Origin of the sequence: Serratia sp. KG1D, from assembly GCF_037150675.1 — a bacterium.
Taxonomy (GTDB): Bacteria; Pseudomonadota; Gammaproteobacteria; order Enterobacterales; family Enterobacteriaceae; genus Serratia; species Serratia nematodiphila.
Genome location: NZ_JBAGIH010000003.1, coordinates 543,197 through 565,191, shown reverse-complemented (window position 1 = coordinate 565,191; position 21,995 = coordinate 543,197). Strand labels below are relative to the sequence as shown.

18 protein-coding genes are annotated in these 21,995 nt (G+C 60.9%); 9 read left to right on the top strand and 9 right to left on the bottom strand.

Annotated elements, in window-relative coordinates; genetic code table 11:
- Nucleotides 1-7: 7 nt before the first annotated feature.
- On the bottom strand, nt 8-2,254 hold the full coding sequence (gene ptsP, locus WFM45_RS17745) for a phosphoenolpyruvate--protein phosphotransferase (RefSeq protein ID WP_060560136.1): 2,247 nt from the start codon (nt 2,252-2,254) through the stop codon (nt 8-10).
- 12 nt (nt 2,255-2,266) lie between these two features.
- Entirely contained in the window at nt 2,267-2,794 is a 528-nt protein-coding gene (gene rppH / locus WFM45_RS17740; protein WP_004931849.1) for an RNA pyrophosphohydrolase, read from the bottom strand.
- Nucleotides 2,795-3,490: 696 nt separating this feature from the next.
- Between rppH and mutH the strand changes: the two genes are divergently transcribed.
- The 4 genes from mutH (at nt 3,491) to WFM45_RS17720 (ending at nt 6,613) form a co-directional block, all read left to right on the top strand.
- Entirely contained in the window at nt 3,491-4,177 is a 687-nt protein-coding gene (gene mutH, locus WFM45_RS17735) for a DNA mismatch repair endonuclease MutH (protein WP_033644848.1), read from the top strand.
- 100 nt (nt 4,178-4,277) lie between these two features.
- The gene (locus WFM45_RS17730; protein WP_004931845.1) at nt 4,278-4,994 is read left to right on the top strand and encodes a TerC family protein; all 717 of its coding nucleotides are present in this window, start codon (nt 4,278-4,280) and stop codon (nt 4,992-4,994) included.
- Nucleotides 4,995-5,148: 154 nt separating this feature from the next.
- Nucleotides 5,149-5,367, top strand: coding sequence for a YgdI/YgdR family lipoprotein (locus tag WFM45_RS17725; RefSeq protein WP_004931843.1), 219 nt, complete (start codon nt 5,149-5,151; stop codon nt 5,365-5,367).
- 205 nt (nt 5,368-5,572) lie between these two features.
- Nucleotides 5,573-6,613, top strand: a complete 1,041-nt coding sequence (locus WFM45_RS17720; RefSeq protein ID WP_016929924.1) for an NADP(H)-dependent aldo-keto reductase — start codon at nt 5,573-5,575, stop codon at nt 6,611-6,613.
- 34 nt (nt 6,614-6,647) lie between these two features.
- Here the strand turns inward: WFM45_RS17720 and lplT are convergent, their stop codons facing one another.
- From lplT to WFM45_RS17705, 3 genes are all read right to left on the bottom strand, one after another.
- Nucleotides 6,648-7,832 (bottom strand): lysophospholipid transporter LplT, encoded by a 1,185-nt coding sequence (gene lplT, locus WFM45_RS17715; protein WP_033632223.1) that lies wholly within the window; start codon nt 7,830-7,832, stop codon nt 6,648-6,650.
- On the bottom strand, nt 7,832-9,985 hold the full coding sequence (gene aas, locus WFM45_RS17710; RefSeq protein WP_260953295.1) for a bifunctional acyl-ACP--phospholipid O-acyltransferase/long-chain-fatty-acid--ACP ligase: 2,154 nt from the start codon (nt 9,983-9,985) through the stop codon (nt 7,832-7,834). Before aas ends, lplT begins: the two co-directional genes overlap by 1 nt.
- A gap of 343 nt (nt 9,986-10,328) precedes the next feature.
- A complete protein-coding gene (locus tag WFM45_RS17705) occupies nt 10,329-12,587 on the bottom strand; it encodes a molybdopterin guanine dinucleotide-containing S/N-oxide reductase (RefSeq protein ID WP_336956626.1) in 2,259 nt (752 codons plus the stop codon).
- A gap of 220 nt (nt 12,588-12,807) precedes the next feature.
- On the opposite strand from WFM45_RS17705, the gene galR reads away from it, so the two are divergent.
- Nucleotides 12,808-13,827 (top strand): HTH-type transcriptional regulator GalR, encoded by a 1,020-nt coding sequence (gene galR / locus WFM45_RS17700; RefSeq protein WP_004931832.1) that lies wholly within the window; start codon nt 12,808-12,810, stop codon nt 13,825-13,827.
- Nucleotides 13,828-13,879: 52 nt separating this feature from the next.
- Here galR and lysA read toward each other — a convergent pair whose 3' ends face one another.
- The gene (gene lysA, locus WFM45_RS17695) at nt 13,880-15,142 is read right to left on the bottom strand and encodes a diaminopimelate decarboxylase (protein WP_336956623.1); all 1,263 of its coding nucleotides are present in this window, start codon (nt 15,140-15,142) and stop codon (nt 13,880-13,882) included.
- A 133-nt stretch (nt 15,143-15,275) separates the two neighbouring features.
- On the opposite strand from lysA, the gene WFM45_RS17690 reads away from it, so the two are divergent.
- Nucleotides 15,276-16,199 (top strand): LysR family transcriptional regulator, encoded by a 924-nt coding sequence (locus WFM45_RS17690; RefSeq protein ID WP_336956621.1) that lies wholly within the window; start codon nt 15,276-15,278, stop codon nt 16,197-16,199.
- Between the two features lie 27 nt (nt 16,200-16,226).
- On the opposite strand, the gene WFM45_RS17685 is transcribed toward WFM45_RS17690, so the two are convergent.
- Nucleotides 16,227-17,135, bottom strand: a complete 909-nt coding sequence (locus tag WFM45_RS17685; protein WP_015378928.1) for a LysR family transcriptional regulator — start codon at nt 17,133-17,135, stop codon at nt 16,227-16,229.
- A 108-nt stretch (nt 17,136-17,243) separates the two neighbouring features.
- Here WFM45_RS17685 and WFM45_RS17680 point away from each other — a divergent pair, with 108 nt between their 5' ends.
- Nucleotides 17,244-18,128 carry an MBL fold metallo-hydrolase gene (locus tag WFM45_RS17680; protein WP_004931820.1) on the top strand — a complete coding sequence of 295 codons (885 nt, stop codon included), beginning with the start codon at nt 17,244-17,246 and terminating at the stop codon, nt 18,126-18,128.
- Nucleotides 18,129-18,202: 74 nt separating this feature from the next.
- Entirely contained in the window at nt 18,203-18,850 is a 648-nt protein-coding gene (locus tag WFM45_RS17675) for a DsbA family protein (protein WP_033632219.1), read from the top strand.
- Between the two features lie 28 nt (nt 18,851-18,878).
- Here WFM45_RS17675 and WFM45_RS17670 read toward each other — a convergent pair whose 3' ends face one another.
- Nucleotides 18,879-19,586 (bottom strand): tetratricopeptide repeat protein, encoded by a 708-nt coding sequence (locus WFM45_RS17670; RefSeq protein WP_336956620.1) that lies wholly within the window; start codon nt 19,584-19,586, stop codon nt 18,879-18,881.
- Between the two features lie 205 nt (nt 19,587-19,791).
- On the opposite strand from WFM45_RS17670, the gene WFM45_RS17665 reads away from it, so the two are divergent.
- Entirely contained in the window at nt 19,792-21,519 is a 1,728-nt protein-coding gene (locus WFM45_RS17665) for an ABC transporter ATP-binding protein/permease (protein ID WP_336956618.1), read from the top strand.
- A 36-nt stretch (nt 21,520-21,555) separates the two neighbouring features.
- Here the strand turns inward: WFM45_RS17665 and agaF are convergent, their stop codons facing one another.
- Entirely contained in the window at nt 21,556-21,990 is a 435-nt protein-coding gene (gene agaF / locus WFM45_RS17660) for a PTS galactosamine/N-acetylgalactosamine transporter subunit IIA (protein WP_033632216.1), read from the bottom strand.
- Between the last annotated feature and the right edge of the window lie 5 nt (nt 21,991-21,995).

The following is a 21,995-nucleotide window of genomic DNA, read 5'->3' as shown; positions in this document are numbered from 1 at the left end:
GCGGCGGTTATCGGCCCCCGCGGATCAGCCCGCCCATGCCGCGCCGCTCCATAAACGCCGCCACCAGATGGCGCACTTCGGTGGTCATCTGGGTGTTCAACACCCGGTGAGCCAGCATTTCAGCGTCGGCAAGGTCGATATGCCGCAGCAGGTATTTGATGCGCGCCACGCTGCGTCCGTTCATGCTCAGATTGCGATAGCCCATGCCCACCAGCAACAGCGCGCCCATCGGATCGCCGGCCAGTTCACCGCACAGGCTAAGCTGCAGCCCGGCCGATTTTCCCTGTTCGGCGATCAAGTTCAGCACCTGCAGCATCGCGGGATGCAGGCTGTCGTACAGCGAGGCTACCCGCGTGTTGTTGCGATCCACCGCCAGCAGGTACTGGGTCAAGTCGTTGGTGCCTACCGAGATGAAGTCGACGCGCCCGGCCAAATGCGGGATCAGGAAAATCATCGACGGCACTTCCAGCATCACGCCGATTTTCGGTTTCGGGATCGCATAGCCAAGCACCTCTTCCACCTCGCGCCCGGCTCGGTCAATCAGGCGTTTAGCTTCGTCGACCTCTTCAAGGCTGGTGACCATCGGCAGCAAAATACCCAGGTTGCCGGTGCCGGCATTGGCGCGCAGCATGGCGCGCACCTGTATCAAAAAGATCTCCGGCTGATCCAGAGTGATGCGAATGCCGCGCCAGCCCAGGCAGGGATTTTCTTCGCTGATCGGCATGTAGGGCAGTTGCTTGTCGGCGCCGATATCCAGGGTGCGCAGCGTCACCGGCTTGCTCGGATAAAGCTGCAGCATGCCTTGATACTGCGCGACCTGTTCTTCTTCGGACGGGAAACCGCTTTGCAACATGAACGGGATTTCGGTGCGGTACAACCCCACGCCGTCCACCCGGCCGCCCAACAGCTGTTCATGTTCCGGGCTGAGGCCGGCGTTCAGCATCACCTGGATACGCTCGCCGCTTTTCAACTGCGCCGGCTGCTCGACGTCGTCTTCCGCCAGCTTGCTCAGCTCCAGCTCTTCGCTGATCAGCCGTTGATATTCCTGCACCAGCACCGGCTCAGGATCGACCAACAGTTCACCGCGATAACCGTCGACGATCAGCAACCGCTGGCTGAGCAGAGAAGGTTGGATGTCGGCGCCCATCACCGTCGGCACGCCCATCGCACGCACCAAAATCGCCGCATGCGAGTTGGCGGCGCCGTCGCGCACCACCACGCCGACCAGGCGATCCTGCGGCACTTCGGCCAGCAATGTCGCGGTCAGCTCATCCGCCACCAGCACAAAACGCGCCGGCCACTGGGTGGCGCCCTGGGTGGTGTCGTCGAGGTGGAACAGCAGGCGTTGGCCCAGCGCGCGCAGGTCGCTGCCGCGCTCGCGCATATAGGTGTCCTGCAGTTTGGCGAACTGTTCGGCAAAGGCTTCTATCACCTGTTTCACCGCCCACTCCGCCACCGAACCGTTGTCGATTTCGGCGAACAGTTCGCGCTTGAGGCGAGCGTCGTTTAACAGGTGAGAATAAAGATCGAAGATCGCCGCGCTCTCTTTTTGCGAGCTGGCGGCAAAACGCTTGCTGAAGCGGCGAAACTCCGCGCCGGCCTCTTCCAGCGCCAACATCAGGCGCTCGCGCTCGCTGGCGGTGTCCAGCGTCGACGCGCGGTAAACCTGATCGAGCGAAGGCTGGCTACTGTCCTGCCACCCTTCCGCCACCGCCACGCCGGGCGAGGCCGCCAGCGCGCGCACGCGCGTTTGGCGATACTGGCCGAAAATGGCGTTGAGCTGCGACTGTGAAAGGATCCCGGCCATCTGCGTGGCCAGGGTGACCATGAACGACTCTTCGCTTTCATCGAACTGGCGCAGCTCGCGCTGCTGCACCACCAGCACCCCCAGCAGCTGGCGCCGATGAATGATCGGCACCCCGAGGAAGGATCGGAAGCGATCCTCTTTCACCTGCGGAACATACTTGAAGCTGGGGTGACTTTGGGCATCGGCCAGGTTGATAGGCTCGGCTCGGCGGCCGACCAACCCGACGACGCCCTCGTCAAACGCCAATGCGATAGTGCGCCCACGCGGCTTTTTCAGCCCGCGCGTGGCCATCAGGTAGTAGCAGCGGCGATCGTTGTCCGCCAGGTAGATGGAACACACTTCGGTGTCCATCGCCAGACAGGTTTCATTGACCAGCAGATCCAGCGCATCCGTCAGACTGGCCGCCGCGGCCACCTTCTCTACAATTTCTCGCAAGCGCGTGAGCATAGTCGGCTTAACTTAACCTCTCTTTCGGCGATAAGCGGGAGCCTGCCGCGGCGCCGCCTGCTCTTGCATCGGCATCACGGTCACGGCGAATTCTTTCATCACCCGGCGGTAGACGTCGCGTTTGAACGACACCACCTGGCGCACCGGATACCAGAAGCTCACCCAGCGCCAACCGTCGAACTCCGGCGTGCTGCTGCGCTGCATATTGATATCAGCGTCATTGCACAGTAGCTGCAACAAAAACCATTTTTGCTTTTGGCCGATACAAACCGGCTTTGTGTCCCAACGCACCAAACGTTTCGGCAATTTATAGCGCAACCAGTTGCGGGTCGAAGCCAGGATGCGCACATCCTTTTTACTCAGCCCCACTTCTTCGAACAGCTCACGGTACATCGCCTGCTCCGCAGTTTCGCCAGGGTTAATCCCACCTTGGGGAAACTGCCAGGAGTGCTGACCGTAACGGCGGGCCCATAGGACCTGCCCCTGACGATTACAGATTACGATACCAACATTCGGGCGGTAGCCATCATCATCGATCACCGGACTACCTCGATAAGCTTAAATTCGCATAGATGTCCTGATTGTTTCACACAAGCTACAGGCGGTAAACCACTGCTTTACGGCGCTGCGGGCCGGATAACATTGGGATAACTCACAGATATAGGCAAAGTTATAAACATACCCCAGCCTTTCAGACCGGTTTTATTCACTTTTTCTGTGGATAGGTGTGTGCAGAACTCGAGGGATAAGCCGGTAAAACTCTCGTCCCCTAAAATCCCCCCTCATACCTAAAAACAAATATTAAATTTAAAAACATATAGTTAACCAATATCTCACAGTGATGCACAGGGCAAAAATGTGATCTATGCACGGTAAGGATCTTACCCTGGCGAAAGATCCACCAACGCCGTTTTTATCCACAGATTATCCGGGCAAGTTACGCACAAAACGGACAAATTCGTAAAAATCCGCCTGAGTCAAGGCTGTAAATTGAACCAGTGATCGGTAAAAATTTGGGTTATCCCATAAATCTGTGGATAAATAGGTGTAAGATCCTGTTTATTGTCGGTGGCTTCAGGTGAACAAGCCCCGCAAGTGCATTGTCGCCCGCGCAAGGAAAGAAAAAAAGTCATGTAAAATCATGCTACTATTATTCTTTTCCCCAGGCGATAGCGGTTATTGCTCGCCGTGTATAATTGCAGTACGTTTTTCAACCAAATTCGACAGGCTTGATTTATGGCATTTTTATCCCCTCTGCCGCCCCCGCCGGAAAATGAACGGCAGCTGTTCGAGCGCGCTCAGGCGCTGGCCGGCTTCAGTTTTGGCGAACTGGCCGCCCGTGCGCAGTTGCCGATCCCCAAGGATCTGAAACGCGATAAAGGCTGGGTGGGCATGCTGCTGGAGCTGTATCTCGGCGCCATGGCCGGCAGTAAACCGGAACAGGATTTTCCTGAGCTGGGCATTGAGCTGAAAACCATTCCTGTCGACGCCGCCGGCAAACCGCTGGAGACCACTTTCGTCTGCGTCGCCCCGCTCACCGGCAACAGCGGCGTCACCTGGGCCAGCAGCCACGTTCGCCACAAGCTGGCGCGCGTGTTGTGGATACCGGTAGAGGGCGAACGGCAAATCCCTCTGGCGCAGCGCCGCGTCGGTTCGCCGCTGCTATGGAGCCCGAGCGCTGCAGAAGAAGAGATGCTGCGCCGCGATTGGGAAGAGCTGATGGATCTGATTGTGCTCGGTCACGTAGAACGCATCACCGCACGCCACGGCGAAGTGCTGCAACTGCGCCCCAAAGCGGCCAACAACAAGGCGCTCACCGAAGCCATCGGCGAACAGGGGCAACCTATCATGACGCTGCCGCGTGGTTTCTATCTGAAAAAGGGTTTTACCGGCGCGCTGCTGGCAAGACATTTCTCAATCTAAGCGATTTCGTTTAACTCTGGTTTAGCTAGCCCTGTCAGCGCCACGATAAACGCGTATAATTCACGCTTTGCATTTATTAAGTATTAAGGTGTGTCGGGCAATGTTCGAATGGATTATGGATCCCAATGCCTGGTTAGCGTTAGGTACGCTAACCATTCTTGAGATCGTACTGGGTATTGATAACATCATTTTTCTGTCGCTGGTGGTGGCGAAGCTGCCCAAAGCGCAACAGAACAAAGCTCGCCGAATGGGCTTGGCCGCCGCCATGCTGATGCGCCTGGCGCTGCTGGCCTCCATCGCCTGGGTGATCCGCTTGACGCACCCGCTGTTCACCGTGCTGGATCACGCCATTTCCGCCCGCGATTTGATCCTGCTGCTGGGGGGACTGTTCCTGATCTGGAAAGCCAGCAAAGAGATCCACGAAACCATCGAAGGGTCGGAAGAAGAGCACCACACCAAGGTGCACAGCTTCTTCGGCGCGATCGTACAGATCATGCTGTTGGATATCATCTTCAGTCTGGATTCGGTGATTACCGCCGTGGGCCTTTCCGACCATCTGTTCATCATGATGGCGGCGGTGGTGATCGCCGTCGGCGTGATGATGTTCGCCGCACGGCCGATCGGCGAGTTCGTCAATCGCCATCCGTCGGTGAAAATGCTGGCGCTGGCGTTCCTGATCCTGGTGGGCTTCACGCTGATGCTGGAAAGTTTCCAGGTGCACGTGCCGAAAGGCTACATCTACTTCGCCATGTTCTTCTCCATGTCGGTAGAAGCGCTCAATCTGATGCGCAGCAAGAAAAACCGTTCGCCGGAATAACCCTGCGCGGAGGCCGCCATCGGCGGCTTCCGCCGTTTCGTTGCCCCCTCATTTCAGTTTTTCTTATCAGATAAAGACTTATCTGAGACGTCCCCGGCCAAGAGTTTGCTAATCTTGAAAGAACATTGTTTTTGCATAATCGAGGATCCGCAGGATGAAAAAGTGGGTAATGGCAGTGTCTGCGCTGGTGATGGCGGCCGGTTTGGCGGGATGTTCCAGCGACTACGTCATGGCGACCAAAGACGGCAACATGATCCTGACGCAAGGCAAACCAGAGATCGACGAAGACACCGGACTCATCAGTTATAAAGACGAGAAAGGCAACCACCGCCAGATCAACGGCGATCAGGTTTCCCAGGTTATCGAACGCTAATCACCGCTCGCCGGCTATCGCCCGTTCAAGCGCGGTAGCCCTCATTCGTCTCCGCACTGAATCCGCTTCCCCCATCTTCACCGCTTGGTTATAGTCAGGAAAGGCGACATCGCCGCCCGACGGACTTTGCGCCGTCTTCTGAATTGGGCTCCTGTTTCACCGGGCCGCGCGGCCCGTCAGCGCTAACAAGAAAGGAAGGCCGTTAATGCAATACCACCGTATTCCCCACAGTTCTTTAGAAGTGAGCGTGCTGGGACTGGGCACCATGACCTTTGGCGAACAGAACAGCGAAGCCGACGCCCATGCGCAACTGGACTATGCATTGGCCGCAGGCGTGAACCTGATAGACACCGCCGAACTGTACCCGGTGCCGCCTCGCCCGGAAACCCAGGGCCTGACCGAGAGCTATATCGGCAGTTGGATCAAGGCGCGCGGTAATCGCGAAAAAATCGTCCTGGCCAGCAAAGTTTCGGGCCCGGTGCGCGGCACCGACAGCAGCATCCGCCCGCAGCAGGCGCTCGATCGCAAAAACATCCGCGCCGCGCTGGACGCCAGCCTCAAACGGCTGAACACCGATTATCTCGATCTTTATCAATTGCACTGGCCGCAGCGCGCCACCAACTGCTTTGGCAAACTCAACTATCAATACACCGACGACAAAGCTACGGTCACGCTGTTGGAAACGCTGGAGGCGCTGACCGAGCAGGTGCGCGCCGGCAAGATCCGCTATATCGGGGTTTCCAATGAAACGCCCTGGGGCGTGATGCGCTACCTGCAGCTGGCGGAAAAACATGAGCTGCCACGCATCGTGTCGATTCAAAACCCGTACAGCCTGCTGAACCGCAGCTTTGAGATTGGCCTGGCCGAGATCAGCCAGCACGAAGGGGTGGAACTGCTGGCCTATTCCAGCCTGGCGTTCGGCACCCTGAGCGGTAAATACCTCAACGGTGCAAAACCGGCCGGCGCGCGCAATACGCTGTTCACCCGCTTCAACCGTTATTCAGGACAGCAAACCCAGTTGGCGATCGCCGAATACGTGGCGCTGGCCAAAAAACACGGACTGGATCCTTCGCAGATGGCCTTGGCCTTCGTGCGTCAGCAGCCGTTCGTCGCCAGCACTCTGCTGGGCGCCACCTCGGTGGATCAGTTGAAAATCAACCTCGACAGCCTCGACGTGATTCTGGATGAGGACGTGCTGCAGGCGCTCGAAGAAATCCACACCCGGTTTACCATTCCGGCGCCTTAATCCCCCTGAGGGCGCAGCCAGGCTGCGCCCCGTTTCACCGCCGCTGCGACCACCACAACGCGCTAATCGCCAGCGCAAACACCACGCCAAACCCTACGCCGACGCCCACCACCGGCACGCCCAGCTTCACGACCAAAGAATACAGGCCCAGCATCAGCAACATGGCGGCGTTTTCACCCAGGTTTTGCACCGCGATCGCATTGCCGGCGCCGACCGAATGTTTGCCCCGCTCCTGCAGCAACGCATTGAGTGGCACCACGAAGAAGCCCCCCAGCATGCCGATGATCGCCAGCAAGACGTAGGCATTGAGCATGGTCGTTTGCAACGCAAACACCGCGACCGCGACGCCGATAAGGATCCCGGCCGGCATGCAGCGCTTCACCGTCTTCAGCGTGACGAAGCGCGCGGCGGCGCCGGCGCCCACCACGATGCCGACGGCCACCATGGCGTTCAGCAGCGTCGGCGTGGCGTTATCGGCGATGCCAAGCGCCACCGGCACCCACAGTACCAACAGAAAACGCAGCGTCACGCCGGCCCCCCAAAACAGGCTGGTGCCAATCAATGAGAAACGCGTCTGCCCATCGCGCCATAATGTGACGCAGGCGGTAAAGAAACTGTGCGTCATGGCCCGCGGCCGCCATGAAGCCCCTGGGCGCGCCGCCGCCAGACGTGGAATATACAGGTTGGCGACCACCGCCCCCGCGTAAACCAACGCGCAGGCCGCCAGCGCCGCGACCACGTGCCAGTCCGCCAGAATACCGCCGGCCACCGAACCGGTCAGAATGGCGGCGATGGTCGAGGCCTCCATCAGGCCGTTAGCCTTGACCAGCTTCTCGCCGCTGGTGATCTCGCCCAGAATGCCGTATTTGGCCGGAGAATACGCGGCGGCCCCCACGCCGACCAGGCTGTAACCCAGAAACGGGTTCCCCCCAAAACAGATCACCAATGCCCCCGCCAGCTTCAGCGCGTTGGCGAACATCATCACCCGCCCTTTGGCGAAGCTGTCGGCCACCTGGCCGACAAACGGCGCCAGGATGATGTAGGTGGCGACGAAGGCCATCTGCAGGATCGGCTGGCTCCAGTCCGGATACAGCTGCTGCTTGATCAGCGCCAGCGTGGCGAACAGCAACGCATTGTCGCCGAACGCCGAGAGGAACTGCGCGCTGATCACGGCGATCATGCCGCGTGACAACAAAGGGGATTCGGTCGAAGGATTCATCAGGCACTCTCCGGCTGTTCGGCCATATGACGCAGGGTGACGAAATCAGGTTTGCCGCTGCCGAGCACCGGCAGCGTTTTCAACAGGCGAATATCGCGCGGCACCGCCAGCTCCGGGCTGCCCAGCTCGCGCGCCACCCGCAGCAATGCCTCGCGGGTAATGGCGGGATCGGTGGTGAACAGCACCAGCGCCTCGCCTTTGCTGCTGTCGCTTTTGACCGTGGCGGCATGCAGTTTTTCCGGCGACAGCCGTTGCGCCAGCAGTTCGACGCTCTCCAGCGACACCATCTCGCCCGCCAGCTTGGCGAAGCGCTTCACGCGTCCGCGAATGGTGCAGTAACCCTGCTCATCCAGGCTGACGATATCGCCGGTATCATACCAACCCGGCTGCAGCACACCGTTCTCATCTTCCGCCGCCGGCGGTTCCAGCTCACCGGGACGTTCAACCCGCAGGTAGCCTTTCATGATATTCGGCCCCTTCAGCTGCAGGCGGCCGCCGTTATCGATGCCCGGCACCGCGATCAAGCGCGCCTCCATCTGCGGCATGATGCGGCCAACGGTGCCCACCTTGGTCGCCAGCGGCACGTTGATCGACACCACCGGCGCGCACTCGGTCACGCCATAGCCTTCCAGAATGCGGATGCCGTATTTATCCTGATAGATCTGTTTGGTGCTGTCCGCCAGTTTCTCCGCGCCGGCCACCACATAGCGCAGGCGAGCGAAATCATACGGATGCGCGAAGCGCGCATAATTGTTGAGGAAGGTCGCCGTGCCGAACAGCACCGTGCAGTTACGGTCATACACCAACTCCGGCACCACGCGATAGTGCAGCGGGCTGGGGTAGAGGAAAATGCGGCTGCCGGTGAGAAGCGGCGTCAGCAGCCCCACCGTCAGGCCGAACGAGTGGAACAATGGCAGCGATGACATGAAACGGTCGCGCGGCGTGAAATCGGCGATGGTGCGAATTTGTTCTACGTTGGCCAGCAGGCTGGCATGCGAGTGCACCACGCCCTTGGGGTGGCCTTCGGAGCCGGACGTGAACAAGATCAGCGCCGCATCCTCCGGGCGTTGCGGCAACGCCGCGCGCTGTGGCTGCAGCAAGTGCCGCAGGATCCACAGCTTGTCCGCCAGCGTAACGGTGTCTTTCAGATCCTCCAGATACACCCAGTTGGCCTGCGTCACCTGATCCGACAGATGGGTCAGCTTGCCCTTCTCCAGGAACTGGCGCGAGGTGACGATGGTCTTGATGCCGGCGGCGGTCATCGCGCTGTTCAGGCCGTTGGCGCCGGCGGTGTAGTTGAGCATCGCCGGAATGCGGTTGCGCAGCGAAGCGCCGAAGATCGCCGCCGCGGTGATGGTGGCGTTGGGCAACAGCAGCCCGACGTGTTCCCCTTCGGCGGTAAAGCGCTGCAGAATGCGGCTGACGCCCAGCGATTTCTTGATCAGCGTTTGGTAGCTGTCCTCTTTGAAAGCGATGTCTTCGATACACGGCTTGCGGCGCCCATAGCGCTGCTGCGCCGCCAGCAAGGCATGGAACAGCGTCTGCGGTTCGCGCGTCTCCATGCGCGCCCGCATCATGATCTGCATCAGCCGATCGCCCGCCAGCGCCCGCCGCTCGCGCGCACGCGGCGCCTCCGGCATCGGCAGCGTGGTCGGCGGCAAGATGTGGATGCTGATTTGCGGAAACCAGCGGATCTTGAACACCCCGGCCATGCGGCCGAACGGGCTGAATTCGGGGCCGTCGATCCGCACCGGCACCACGGTGGCGCCCGATTTGGCGGCGATAAACGCCGCGCCGTCGTAGATTTTCATCAGCGCGCCGGTTACGGTGATGCGCCCTTCAGGGAACACCACGATCGGCCGCCCCTGTTCGACCATGCGCACCAGCTGCTTGATGGCCATCGGCTTGGTGGGATCGAGCGAGACGAAATCGATGTAGGGCCGAAGCCAGCGCATAAACCAGCTCTCGCCAATGCTGGCATAGACCGCAAACACCGGTTTTATCGGCAGGAACAGCGCCAGCAGTACGCCGTCGAGGAAAGAGACGTGGTTCGGCGTAATCAGTAATTTTTGCCGTTCGAAGTGCTGGACGTCCCCTTCGACCCGTACCCGAAACAACAGGCGAAACAGCGCGCGCAGCAGTGAAAAGATCATGCCCTTCTCCCTTGGCCATGGAGGCGTAAATCGTTGTAGGGAAAAGAATACTATATGGCAGGCAAAAAAAAACCTACGCATCCGCGTAGGTTGGTGCAATTGAAAATGGCTTCAACATACAGAGTATGCTGATTTCTCACCAATCAATACCTCTGGGATCACCTACTCTAGAGAGATGGCGTGCAGGAAACTACCGCCGAATCGCAAGAGTTCTGCTCCAAATGCAACCAGCTGTAAATTTCCCGCGATCTGCTGTAATAACTCAATGAAACTTAAACCTTCCCGCAGCGACGAAAATAAATATAACAACGACGAGCCAGTGACCCAGACGTGAAATCTTCACTCATCGCGCGCTGACCTCGACCAGGCAGCTCATGGCGTTCGGCCCCTGCGTCAGCGGCGAGGTGCCGATATCCAGCGTCAGCACATTCGGGTTGCCCGCCTGCTCGAGCGGCCGGCGCTGCGCGTCGAAACCCGGCTCGAACCAGGCGCCGGTCGCCATCAACACCACGCCGCGCGTCACACCATCGGTGAGCGATACCCCCGCCAGACAGCTGCCGCGCGCATTGCTGACCAGCACTTCGGCGCCGTCCGCCACGCCGCGCGGCGCGGCGTCGTCCGGATGCATATACAGGGTTTCGCGCCCGGCGGTCTTGTTGCCCTGCGCCAGCGGCGCCGGATCCATCTGGCTATGCAGGCGATCGCTCGGCTGAATGGAGATCAGGTGCAGCGGCCAGTTTTTGGCCTGCGGCGCACCCAGCCACTCCACCGGCGGCCGCCACTGCGGATGCGGAGCGAAATCTTCGTAGCGATAGCCGGCGATCCGCTCGCTGAACAATTCGATCTTGCCGCTGGGCGTTTGCAGCGGGTTAACCTGGGGATCGGCGCGAAACGCGTCAAAAAATACAAACTCTTTGGCCGGCGCGGGCAGCTCGACATAGCCCCGTTGCCAGAACGCCTCAAACTCGGGCCAGGCGACGCCGGCGCGCTGCTGCGCTGCGCCGCATTGCCGATAGATAGCTTCGATCCAGGCGCGCTCATCGCGATTCTCGGTAAAGCGCTCACGATAGCCGAGACGCTCGGCCAGATCGGCGAAGATATCGAAATCGTTGCGCGCCTGATGCTGCGGCGCAATGGCCTGGTGCATCGCCAACACGTAGCGATCGCGCGACGAGCCGCCGATGTCGTTGCGCTCCAGCGAACTGGTGACCGGCAACACGATATCCGCCATTTTGGCTGCCGCCGTCCACCAGATATCTTGTACGATCACCGTGTCCGGCTTCTGCCAGCCCTCCACCAGCCGATTCAACTGCTGATGATGATGGAACGGGTTGCCGCCGGCCCAGTGCACCAGATGGATATCCGGATAATGCCGCGTCTCGCCGCAAAATTGATAGGCCTCACCGGGGTGCAGCAGCATGTCGCAGATGCGCGCCACCGGGATCGCCAGCCCGGCCGGGTTATCCCCTACTGGCATGGTCGGCGCGGGGGTATCCACGCGCGGATTGCCGACGCCATTCATTGAGCCGTGGCCGAACGAGAAACCGCCGCCCGGCAGCCCCACCTGGCCCAGCATCGCCGATAGCGCGATCATCATCCAATACGGTTGCTCCCCCCGATGCGCGCGTTGCACAGAGTAGGAACAGGTGATGAAACTGCGCACGCCGATCAGTTGCCGCGCCAGCAGCGCGATGCGCGCCGCCGGAATGCCGGTGATGGCGCTGGCCCAGGCCGGCGTTTTCGCCACGCCGTCGCTCACGCCGTTCAGGTAATCCGCCAACTGTTGATAGCCCACGCAGTGGCTGTGCAGGAAGGCTTCATCCTGCGCGCCCAGCCGCTGGATTTCGTAAGCCAGCGCCAGCATCAGCGCCACGTCGGTATTCGGCCGGATCGGGATCCATTCCGCATTGACGAACTCGGGGCAATCATCGCGCATCGGGCTGATGTTGACCACCGGCGTACCCTTGCGCGCCAGCTTTTGCAGCCAGGGCTTGAGCGCATGTTCCGCCGCGCCGCCGGAAGAGACCTGAGCGTTTTTCAGCGCCAACCCACCAAACGCCACAAACAGCTCGCAATGCTCCACCACGCTCGGCCAACTGGTGACGCGCCCGGTCAACGGCGAGAAAGTGCCGATCACATACGGCAGAAAGAACTGCGCTGCGCCCCAGCTGTAGTTGCCCTGCTGATCGACCCCGCCGCCGCCGCTGAAATAGAACCGCCGCACCAGCGAGCGGGCATGGTGCAGCCGCCCGGCCGACGACCAGCCATAAGAGCCGGTAAACAACCCGGAGGCGCCGTAGCGCTCGCGCACCCGACGATTCTCCTGCGCCACCAAATCGAGCGCCAATTCCCAGTCCACCTCGACGAAATCTTCCCTGCCGCGCAGCGTACGGTCGCTGCCCTCGCGCTTTTGCAGCCACGAGCGGCGCACCGCCGGCTTGCGAATGCGTTTGTCGGAGTAAACCATCGGCGCGATGGAATCGAGCAGCGGCGAAGGGTCGGGATCGTCGACGAAGGGTTCACAACGGATAAGCCGGCCGTCTTCAACCACGGCGGTATAAGCGCCCCAATGGGCGAGCTGCGGATAGCGTTTAATGGACATGGCGTTCTCGGCGCAAATCGGAATGCACAGACGTTACCTCAGCCCACCGCCGGTGCCAACGTACAAATTGCGCTATCGTTCGGTAGCAGTTGGTTATGCGTACAGACTCGAAGAGATTCTGCAACCGCCGCCACAAGTTGCGCACGAGACCGCTTGCAGCCCCGGTTTTTTTCCGCAAAACTGGGGGATGTAAGCGATTACCCAGGATGTGTTGACTGATATGGCTACGATAAAGGATGTTGCCAGGCTGGCGGGGGTTTCCGTGGCCACGGTATCCCGCGTAATAAACAATTCCCCCAAGGCCAGCGAAGGGTCGCGCACCGCGGTGCAGGCCGCGATGGAACAGCTGCAGTATCACCCTAACGCCAACGCTCGGGCGCTGGCGCAGCAATCCACCGAGACGCTGGGGCTGATCGTCTCCGACGTTTCCGATCCCTTCTTCGGCGCGATGGTCAAAGCGGTCGAGCAGGTGGCCTACGCCACCCACAATTTTCTGCTGATTGGCAACGGTTACCACGACGCCGAAAAAGAGCGTCAGGCGATTGAACAGCTGGTGCGGCACCGCTGCGAAGCGCTGGTGGTGCACGCCAAAAGGCTGAGCGATCAGGAACTTTGCGGCTGGATGCAACAGATCCCGGGCATGGTGCTGATCAACCGCACGCTGCCGGGCTTCGAAACGCGCTGCGTGGCGCTCGACGATCGCTACGGCGCCTGGCTGGCAACCCGTCATCTGATCCAGCAAGGGCATCAGCGCATCGCCATCATCTGCTCCACCCACCAGATTTCCGACGCCACCGACCGGCTGCAGGGCTATCTCGACGCGCTGCGGGAACACGGTATCGCGGTGGATGAAAAGCTGATCGCCTATGGCGAACCGGACGAAATCGGCGGCGAACAGGCGATGACCGAATTGCTCGGCCGCGGCCGTTCGTTCTCCGCCATTACCTGCTACAACGATCCGATGGCCGCCGGCGCGCTTTCGGTGCTGAGCGATAACAGCGTCGACGTACCGGGGGAAATTTCGCTGATCGGTTTCGACGACGTGCTGATTTCGCGCTATCTTCGGCCGCGCCTGACCACCATTCGCTACCCGATCGTGGCGATGGCGACCCAGGCGGCGGAGCTGGCGCTGGCGCTGGCCAACCGGCAACCGCTGCCGGAAATCACCAACATGTTCAGCCCAACGCTGGTGCGCCGCCACTCGGTCGCCACCCTCAATAACGCGCACGAACAGCCGTAATTCCCGCCGCCGCATGACGCTGTGAAGCGGGCGCAAAGCGCCCGCCCGCTGATCAGATAAGTTCCAGCGCGATCAGTTCTTCGATGGTCTGGCGGCGGCGGATCAAACGCGGCTCGCCGTTTTCGAACAGCACTTCCGGCAACAGCGGACGGCTGTTGTAGTTGGAGGACATCGACGCGCCGTAGGCGCCGGTATCGTGGAACACCAGATAATCGCCGATCTGCACCGGCGGCAGCTCGCGGGTTTCCACGCCGCCGCCCGCCTGCTGGGTGAACACATCGCCGGATTCGCACAACGGCCCGGCGATCACCGTGTCGCGCAGCGCTTGCCCCGAGGTATCGCGCCCATCGGCCGGCAACAGCGAAATATGGTGGTAACTGCCGTACATCGCCGGGCGCATCAGATCGTTAAAACCGGCGTCCACCAGCACGAAGTGGCGGCTGCCCATGTCTTTTACCGCCCGCACTTCGGCCACCAAGACGCCCGCTTCCGCCATCAGGAAACGCCCGGGTTCAATCTCCAGCTGCACCTGATGCCCCAGATGCTCAGCGATGCGTTCACGCGCCCGATTCCACAAACCGAAATAGTGTTCGGTATCGATCGCCTCTTCGCCGTACTGATACGGGATAGACAGGCCGCCGCCGGCGGAAATGGCGCTGATGTCATGACCGAGATCGATCACCTGCTGCACCATCGCATCGCAGACGCGCTCCAGATGCTGATAATCGACCCCGGAACCGATGTGCATATGCACGCCGATCAGTTGCAGGCCGTAGCGGCGAATTTTCTCCACCGCCTGCGGCAGGTCGGCATACCAGATGCCGTGCTTGCTGTTCTCGCCGCCGGTGTTGGTTTTCTGGCTGTGGCCGTGGCCAAACCCCGGGTTAATGCGCAGCCACACCGGGTGCCCTGCGGAAACCTGGCCGAGCTGATCCAGCATGTCGATGGAACCTGCGTTAACCGGGATCTTCAATTCGCTGACGCGCGCCAGCGTGGCGTGATCCAACACGTCCGCGGTAAACACGATCTCGCTCGGTTCGCCTCCTGGCTGAAAACCGGCCTGCAGCGCCCGTTCGATCTCGCCCAGCGACACCGAATCCACCTTCACGCCCTGCTCGCGCATCAAGCGCAAAATATGAATGTTCGAACAGGCCTTCTGCGCGAAACGAATGGTGTCGAAGTGGCGCAGCTGAGCGATGCGCTGGCTGATGATGTCCGCATCATAGGCCCAGACCGGGCAACCGAAACGCTGCGGCAAGGCCAGCAGGTTAGCGGCGTTCAACGCGGTGGAGATGTCGTGCAACGGGCGTGGCATGGCGATATTCCCAATTCGAAAATGACGGCAGATAAAGCTATAGTGCCGCACGCTGAATCGAGTGGAAAATATCTATTTAGCCGTAGTCTATTCATTTATGATATGGCTTTCTCTACAGTCGAGCGGCCTCGCCATGCACAGTATCTCTTTGCGGCAGATCGAAATCTTTCGGGCGGTGATGACCACCGGCAACCTGACCGAGGCGGCAACCCTGCTGCAAACCTCGCAACCGACCGTCAGCCGCGAGCTGGCGCGCTTTGAAAAGCTGATTCGGCTGCAGCTGTTCGACCGGGTGCGCGGGCGTTTGTCCCCCACCGTGCAAGGGTTACGGTTGTTCGAAGAGGTACAGCGCTCCTATTACGGCCTCGATCGCATCGTCAACGCCGCCGCCGGCATCCGCCAGTTTCAACAGGCGCAGCTGTCGATCGTGTGCCTGCCGGTATTCTCCCAATCGCTGCTGCCGGCGGTGTGCCAGCCCTTTATCGAACGTTATCCGGAAGTCAGCTTCAGCGTGATCCCGCAAGAGTCGCCGCTGCTGGAAGAGTGGCTGTCTGCCCAGCGCCACGATCTCGGGCTGACGGAAACCACCCTCACGCCGGCGGGCACCGAACGGGTGACGCTGATGACGTTGAACGAAGTGTGCGTGTTGCCGACGGGCCACCCGCTGCTGGTAAAAGACCAGCTGACGCCGCAGGACTTCGCCGGGCAGAACTTTATCAGCCTGTCGAGCACCGACAGCTATCGTCACTTGCTGGATGCGCTGTTCGGCGAACAGGGCGTCGAGCGCCGCATGGTGATGGAAACGCACAGTGCGGCGTCGGTGTGCGCCATGGTGAGAGCCGGCGTGGGGGTGTCGATCGTCAACCCGCTGACGGCGCTCGACTATGCCGGCAGCGGCGTGCACGTGCGGCCGTTCAGCATCGACGTGCCGTTCACCGTCAGCCTGATCCGGCCGCTGCACCGCCCTTCATCGGCGCTGGTCACGGCCTTTATCGACCATCTGCATCAGCAGGCGGCACGCTTCTCCGCCCGGCTGGCCGCCGCTGTCAGGCGCTGAAAGCGGCCAGGGAATATTGCTGGGACCTTAGCGCAGCGTCGCCTGCCACTGCGGATCGGTGGCGAACCACTCCACCAGAAAGTCCAGCATGGTGCGCAAGGTGGCGGGCATCTGGCGACGCGAGGTGTAGATGCCGTAGATGCCCATCGACTGCGGCCGATAATCCGGCAACAATTCGACCAGTTCGCCGCTGGCCAGCAGCGGGGCAGCCGAATAATAGGGCTGCATGGAAATGCCCGCGCCCTGCACCGTGCCGGCCATCAACACCACCGACTCGTTGGCGCTCAGGTTGCCGCTGACCGCCACCGCCGATTTCACCCCCTGAGCGTCGAAGTGCCACAGGCTTTTGCCGAAATAGGAGTAGGTCAGGCAGTTGTGCAACGCCAGATCCTGCGGTTGGCGCGGGGTACCGTGTGCCGCCAGATACGCCGGCGCGGCGCACACCACCGATGCACAGGTGGACAGCGGACGGGCGATCAGGTTGGGATCCAGCTCGTTGGTGATGCGCAGCGCCAGATCGATGCGCTCTTCCACCAGGTTCACCGCCCGGTTGTTCATCTGCAGATCGACCGCCACCTGCGGGTGACGCTTCAGATACTGAGCGACCGCCCCCACCAGCGCCGTTTGCCCGAGCGACTGCGAACAGGTAATGCGCAGCAGGCCGCGCAGTTCGTCGCTCTGCCCTTCCTCCACCAGATCGATCTCTCCCGCCAGCGCCAGCATTTGTCGGCAACGTTCCAGAGTACGCTCACCGGCGTCGGTCAGACTAAGCTTACGGGTAGTGCGGTGCAGTAAACGCGCGCCGGCCCATTGCTCCATCTGCGCCAGGTAGCGCGTCACCATCGCGCGCGACATCTCCAACGTTTCCGCGGCGGCGATCATGCTGCCGCGATCGACGATGGTGACAAAAACTTCAGCGGCGGTAATGCGATCCATGATTAGTCCGATTTATGCAACGAATAATTGCTTATTATCCGGTTTTTCTATCGCTTTATGCAACCTAACATCGTTACAACATTAACCGATACCTAAGGATCTCTGCCCATGTTTAAGAAATCACTATTAACTCTGGCCTTCACCGGCGTCGCCACCCTGAGCACCTACGCCACCGCTGCCGATACCCTGACCATGGAAGTGTATAACCCGGGCGAGAAAAGCGTGTTCCCGGTGTCTTCCGAAATCGTCAGCGGCCAACACGAAGTGGCGCTGATTGACGCTCAGTTCCAGCGTAACGATGCCGAAGAGCTGGTGAAAAAGATCAAGGCGACCGGCAAGAAGCTGACCACCGTTTATATCAGCCACTCAGACCCGGATTTCTATTTCGGTCTGGACGTGATTAAGGCGGCCTTCCCGGAGGCGAAAATCATCGCTTCGCCTGGCACCATCAAGGACATCAACGCCACCAAAGACGGCAAAGTCGCCTATTGGGGCCCGATCCTGAAAGACAACGCGCCGAAAACCGTGATCGTGCCGCAGCCGCTGCAGGGCGACAGCTTCACCATCGACGGCCAGAAAGTGGAAGTGAAAGGCCTGAACGGCCCGACCCCCGATCGCACCTTCGTCTGGATCCCGGCGCTGAAAGCGGTCGTGGGCGGCGTCGCGGTCGCCGGTGACAATATCCATCCGTGGATCGCCGACAACCAGACCGTGGAATCGCGCCAGCACTGGCAGCAGACGCTGAAAAACATCGAAGCGCTGAAGCCGCAGGTCGTCGTGCCGGGCCACTTCCTGCCGGGTGCCGCACAGACGCTGGCATCGGTGCACTTTACCCAGAAATACCTGACCACGCTGGAAGCCGAACTGCCGAAGGCCAAGGATTCCGCCGCGCTGATTGAAGCGATGAAAAAACACTACCCGACGCTGAAAGACGAATCGAGCCTGGAACTGAGCGCGAAAGTGCTGAAAGGCGAGATGAAGTGGCCGCAATAAGCGCCCCTGCGTGATTGAGCCAGCCCTGGCGCCGCGGCGAGCTGCCGCGCGCCAAGCGAGGAGTAAAAGTAAAGATGACCGAAACCACTCTGCATTACATTTTCGATCCGCTGTGTGGCTGGTGCTATGGCGCCGCGCCGCTGGTGAAAGCGGCTCAGAGCCTCCCCGGGCTGAAGATCGTGCCGCACGCCGGCGGCATGATGACCGGTAACAACCGCCGCCAAATCACCGATGAATGGCGCAACTACGTCATTCCACACGACAAACGCATCGCCGAGATGACGGGACAGCCTTTTGGCGAAGCCTATTTCAACGGCCTGCTGCGTGACACGACGGCGGTGATGGATTCCGAGCCATCAATTACCGCTATCCTGGCCGCAGAAAAGCTGGCGGGACGCGGGCTGGATATGTTGCACCGCATTCAGCAGGCACACTATAAGGAAGGCCGGCGCATCGCCGACACACCGGTGCTGGAGGCGTTGGCGAAAGAGCTGGGGTTGCCTTCGGCGGCGTTTATCGCCGAAATGCGTTTCAACAGCGGTGCGCCGACCGCGCAACACATCGCGGAAAGCCGGGCGTTGCTGGCCAAAGTGCAAGGCCAGGGCTTCCCGACCTTTGCGCTGCAGGACAACGAAGGCCGCCTGCATCTGCTGCCAGCCGGCAACTATCTGGGTAATGTGGAAGCCTGGAAAAACCTGCTGGGCGCCGCCGCGCTGGCGTAACCCTTCTCGCCCCGGTTGTCGGGGCGGGTCATTCGACCCGCACGAATCGCCCTTCCGCCCGCACGTTGTGACCGAACCCGCAATCCCCCCGCGTATGCATCTCCAGCGCCTGCTCGCCAAACGCCATCGTCACGTCGCAGACCTGCGCGCTGTCCGACTCGTGCTGGTGGTAGACGGCCTTGCCGTGTGCGATCGGCAGCTCGGCGGAGAAGTCCCCCATGTTCGGACCGTAATACAGCCCCATCTGCGGCATGGCGTAGCCGGAAAAATCGATCAACCAGCGCTCGCCCTGCGGCTTCACCACCACTTCGCTCCACACACCGCGCCCGGCGTATTGCCAATATACGCCGCCCGGCCCCTGCGGCTGCTGCCGCTGCGCCAGCCGTTGGCGCAACAGGCTCAGGTTGTGCTGCGATTTGTCATCGTGCGGCGCCAGCGCCAGATAGGCCTGCGCCTTGAGCAATTCGCCGGCGTGCATCAGCGACAGCGCCACGTTGTTGTAAGCCGTGGCGACCGCCTGCTCTCTCAAGCCGCAAAACTCGCTCCAGGCCGCCTGATCGCGAAAGATGTCGGCGGCTTTGGCGTAATCCTGCCGCTGATAGGCCTTTTTTCCCAGTTCGGCGTAGCTCGCCACCTTTTGGCAGTCGGCGGCGATGTCCGGCTCGTCAATGTGCGCCCAGGCCCGGGCGCTGGCGAAGACGCCGCAGGTCAGCAACAGGGGAAACCAAGCCTTCATCGTTTATCCTTTCTGCAAAAATTCGGCGCCAGTATAACCGCCCGGCGCCAGAGTGTATGCCGCAATTGCGCCCGCCAGCGTGCCGCTGGCGATTCAGCCGCCTTATTTCAAACGGTTAGCGGAGTCAAAACTGCTTACAGTCGCGGTTTGTTTGTTACCGGCCCGCAGCCCATGCTGAACAAAATACCGCAATTATCGAGCCGTTATGAACGCAACCCCCTTGCAGAAACACGCCGTGTGGCAGCTGATCAAACCCTTTTGGGTGTCTGAGGAGCGATGGCGCGCCTGGATGATGCTGATCGCCATCGTCATCCTGTCGCTCGGTCTGGTCTATATCAGCGTGCAGATCAACCAGTGGAACCAGGTGTTCTACGATGCGTTGCAGAACAAAAACTACCCGGTGTTCAAGACGCAGCTGTGGCGCTTCACCTATCTGGCGCTGATCTTCATCGTGCTGGCGGTCTACAAGATCTACCTGACTCAGGGGCTGCAGATGCGCTGGCGGCGCTGGATGACGGAAAAGTTCATGGGAAAATGGCTGGCGCACCAGGCGTATTACCATACCGAGCAGCAGCAGATCGTCGATAACCCCGACCAGCGTATCGCCGAAGATCTCAACGTATTGACCCAATATACCCTGTCACTGTCGCTCGGGCTGCTCTCCAGCCTGGTGACGCTGTTTTCCTTCATCGACATTTTATGGCACGTCAGCGGGCCGATGACCTTCGCGCTCGGTCAACACGCCATCACCTTGCCCGGCTATATGGTGTGGTTCGCGCTGCTGTATGCGGTGCTGGGATCGCTGCTGATCTGGTGGGTCGGCAAACCGCTGGTCATGCTGGGCTTTAACCAGGAGCGGTATGAGGCGAACTTCCGTTTCGGCCTGATCCGCATCCGCGAAAACAACGACGCCATTGCGCTATACCACGGCGAACCGCGCGAGGCGCAACAGTTGGGTGGCCGTTTCGACACCATTCGCAGCAACTGGTGGGCGATCATGCGCATCACCCGGCGGCTGAACATCGCCACCAACTTCTACGGCCAGTTCGCCATCGTGTTTCCCCTGCTGGTGGCGGCGCCGCGCTACTTCTCCGGCGCCATTCAGATGGGCGGCCTGATGCAGATCGCCTCGGCCTTCGGCCAGGTGCAGGGTGCGCTGTCGTGGTTTATCGACGCGTTTAACGACTTGGCGACCTGGAAAGCCTGCGTTAACCGTTTGGCCGGCTTCAACGCCGCCGTCGATCAGGTTCACCATCAGCCGCGCGGCATTCAGTTGCGGGAAGAGAGCGCCCATCCGTTGACGCTGGATAACCTCAGCCTGAACTTGCCCGACGGCCAACCGCTGCTGGCCGGCGCCGAGATGACGCTGCAACGCGGCGATCGCCTGCTGATCGTCGGCCCTTCCGGCTGCGGCAAGTCGACGCTGCTGCGGGCCATCGCCGGTATCTGGCCTTACGGCGCGGGCGCCATCGGGGTGGCGGCCAACGCCAACACGCTGTTCCTGCCCCAACGCAGCTACATTCCGATCGGCACGCTGCGCGAGGCGCTGAGCTACCCGAGCCTGGCGTCAGAATACAGCGACGAACAGTTGATGCGGGTGCTGGAAAACTGCCGTCTGAAACACCTGCAGCGCTGGCTGGATACCTCCGCCAACTGGAGCCATCGCCTGTCGCCGGGTGAGCAACAGCGGCTGGCGTTCGCCCGCGCCCTGTTGATTCGCCCGAACCTCCTGTTCCTCGACGAAGCCACCAGCGCGCTGGACGACGAAACCGAGCAACTGATGTACTGCCTGCTGGTGGATGAACTGCCGGACATGACGCTGATCAGCGTAGCGCACCGCAACAGCGTGGCGAAGTACCACCAGACCTGCTGGCGCTTCAGCCGTGGCGAAGACCAACCGGCGCGCCTGGCGCTGAGCCCGTTGCCGGCATAACTCACGAAGCCGGGCGCAGGCGCGCCCGGTTTTCGTTCAGATGCCATCGGCCTGCGCGTCTTCGCACTTCACCCGGCGGCGTTCATGCCACAGGCTGGTCAGCCCGCGTTTACCGCACGCCAAAGCCATCTCGCGAAATTCATCCAGGCTCAGCCCATCGCGCTCCAGCATCATTTCCGCCGCCAACTGCATGTTGACACCGGTCAGCACTTCACAATCCCCCTGCGCATCCGCCAGCTCGCAGGCGCTGCGAAACGGCGAACCGCCGAGCATATCGGTCAGGAACACCACGCCGTCCGGCTGCGCCACCGCCGCCAGCGCCGAGCGTAGGGCGTCGTTGAGCTGCGCGGTACTCATCTGTTCGGGGAAATCGACCGCCGCGCAGTGCGGCTGCGGCCCCACCACCTGTTCCACCGCCTGCAACAGCCCGGTGGCAAAGCCGCCGTGGCCGGTAATCACAATGCCTGGCATAGCCC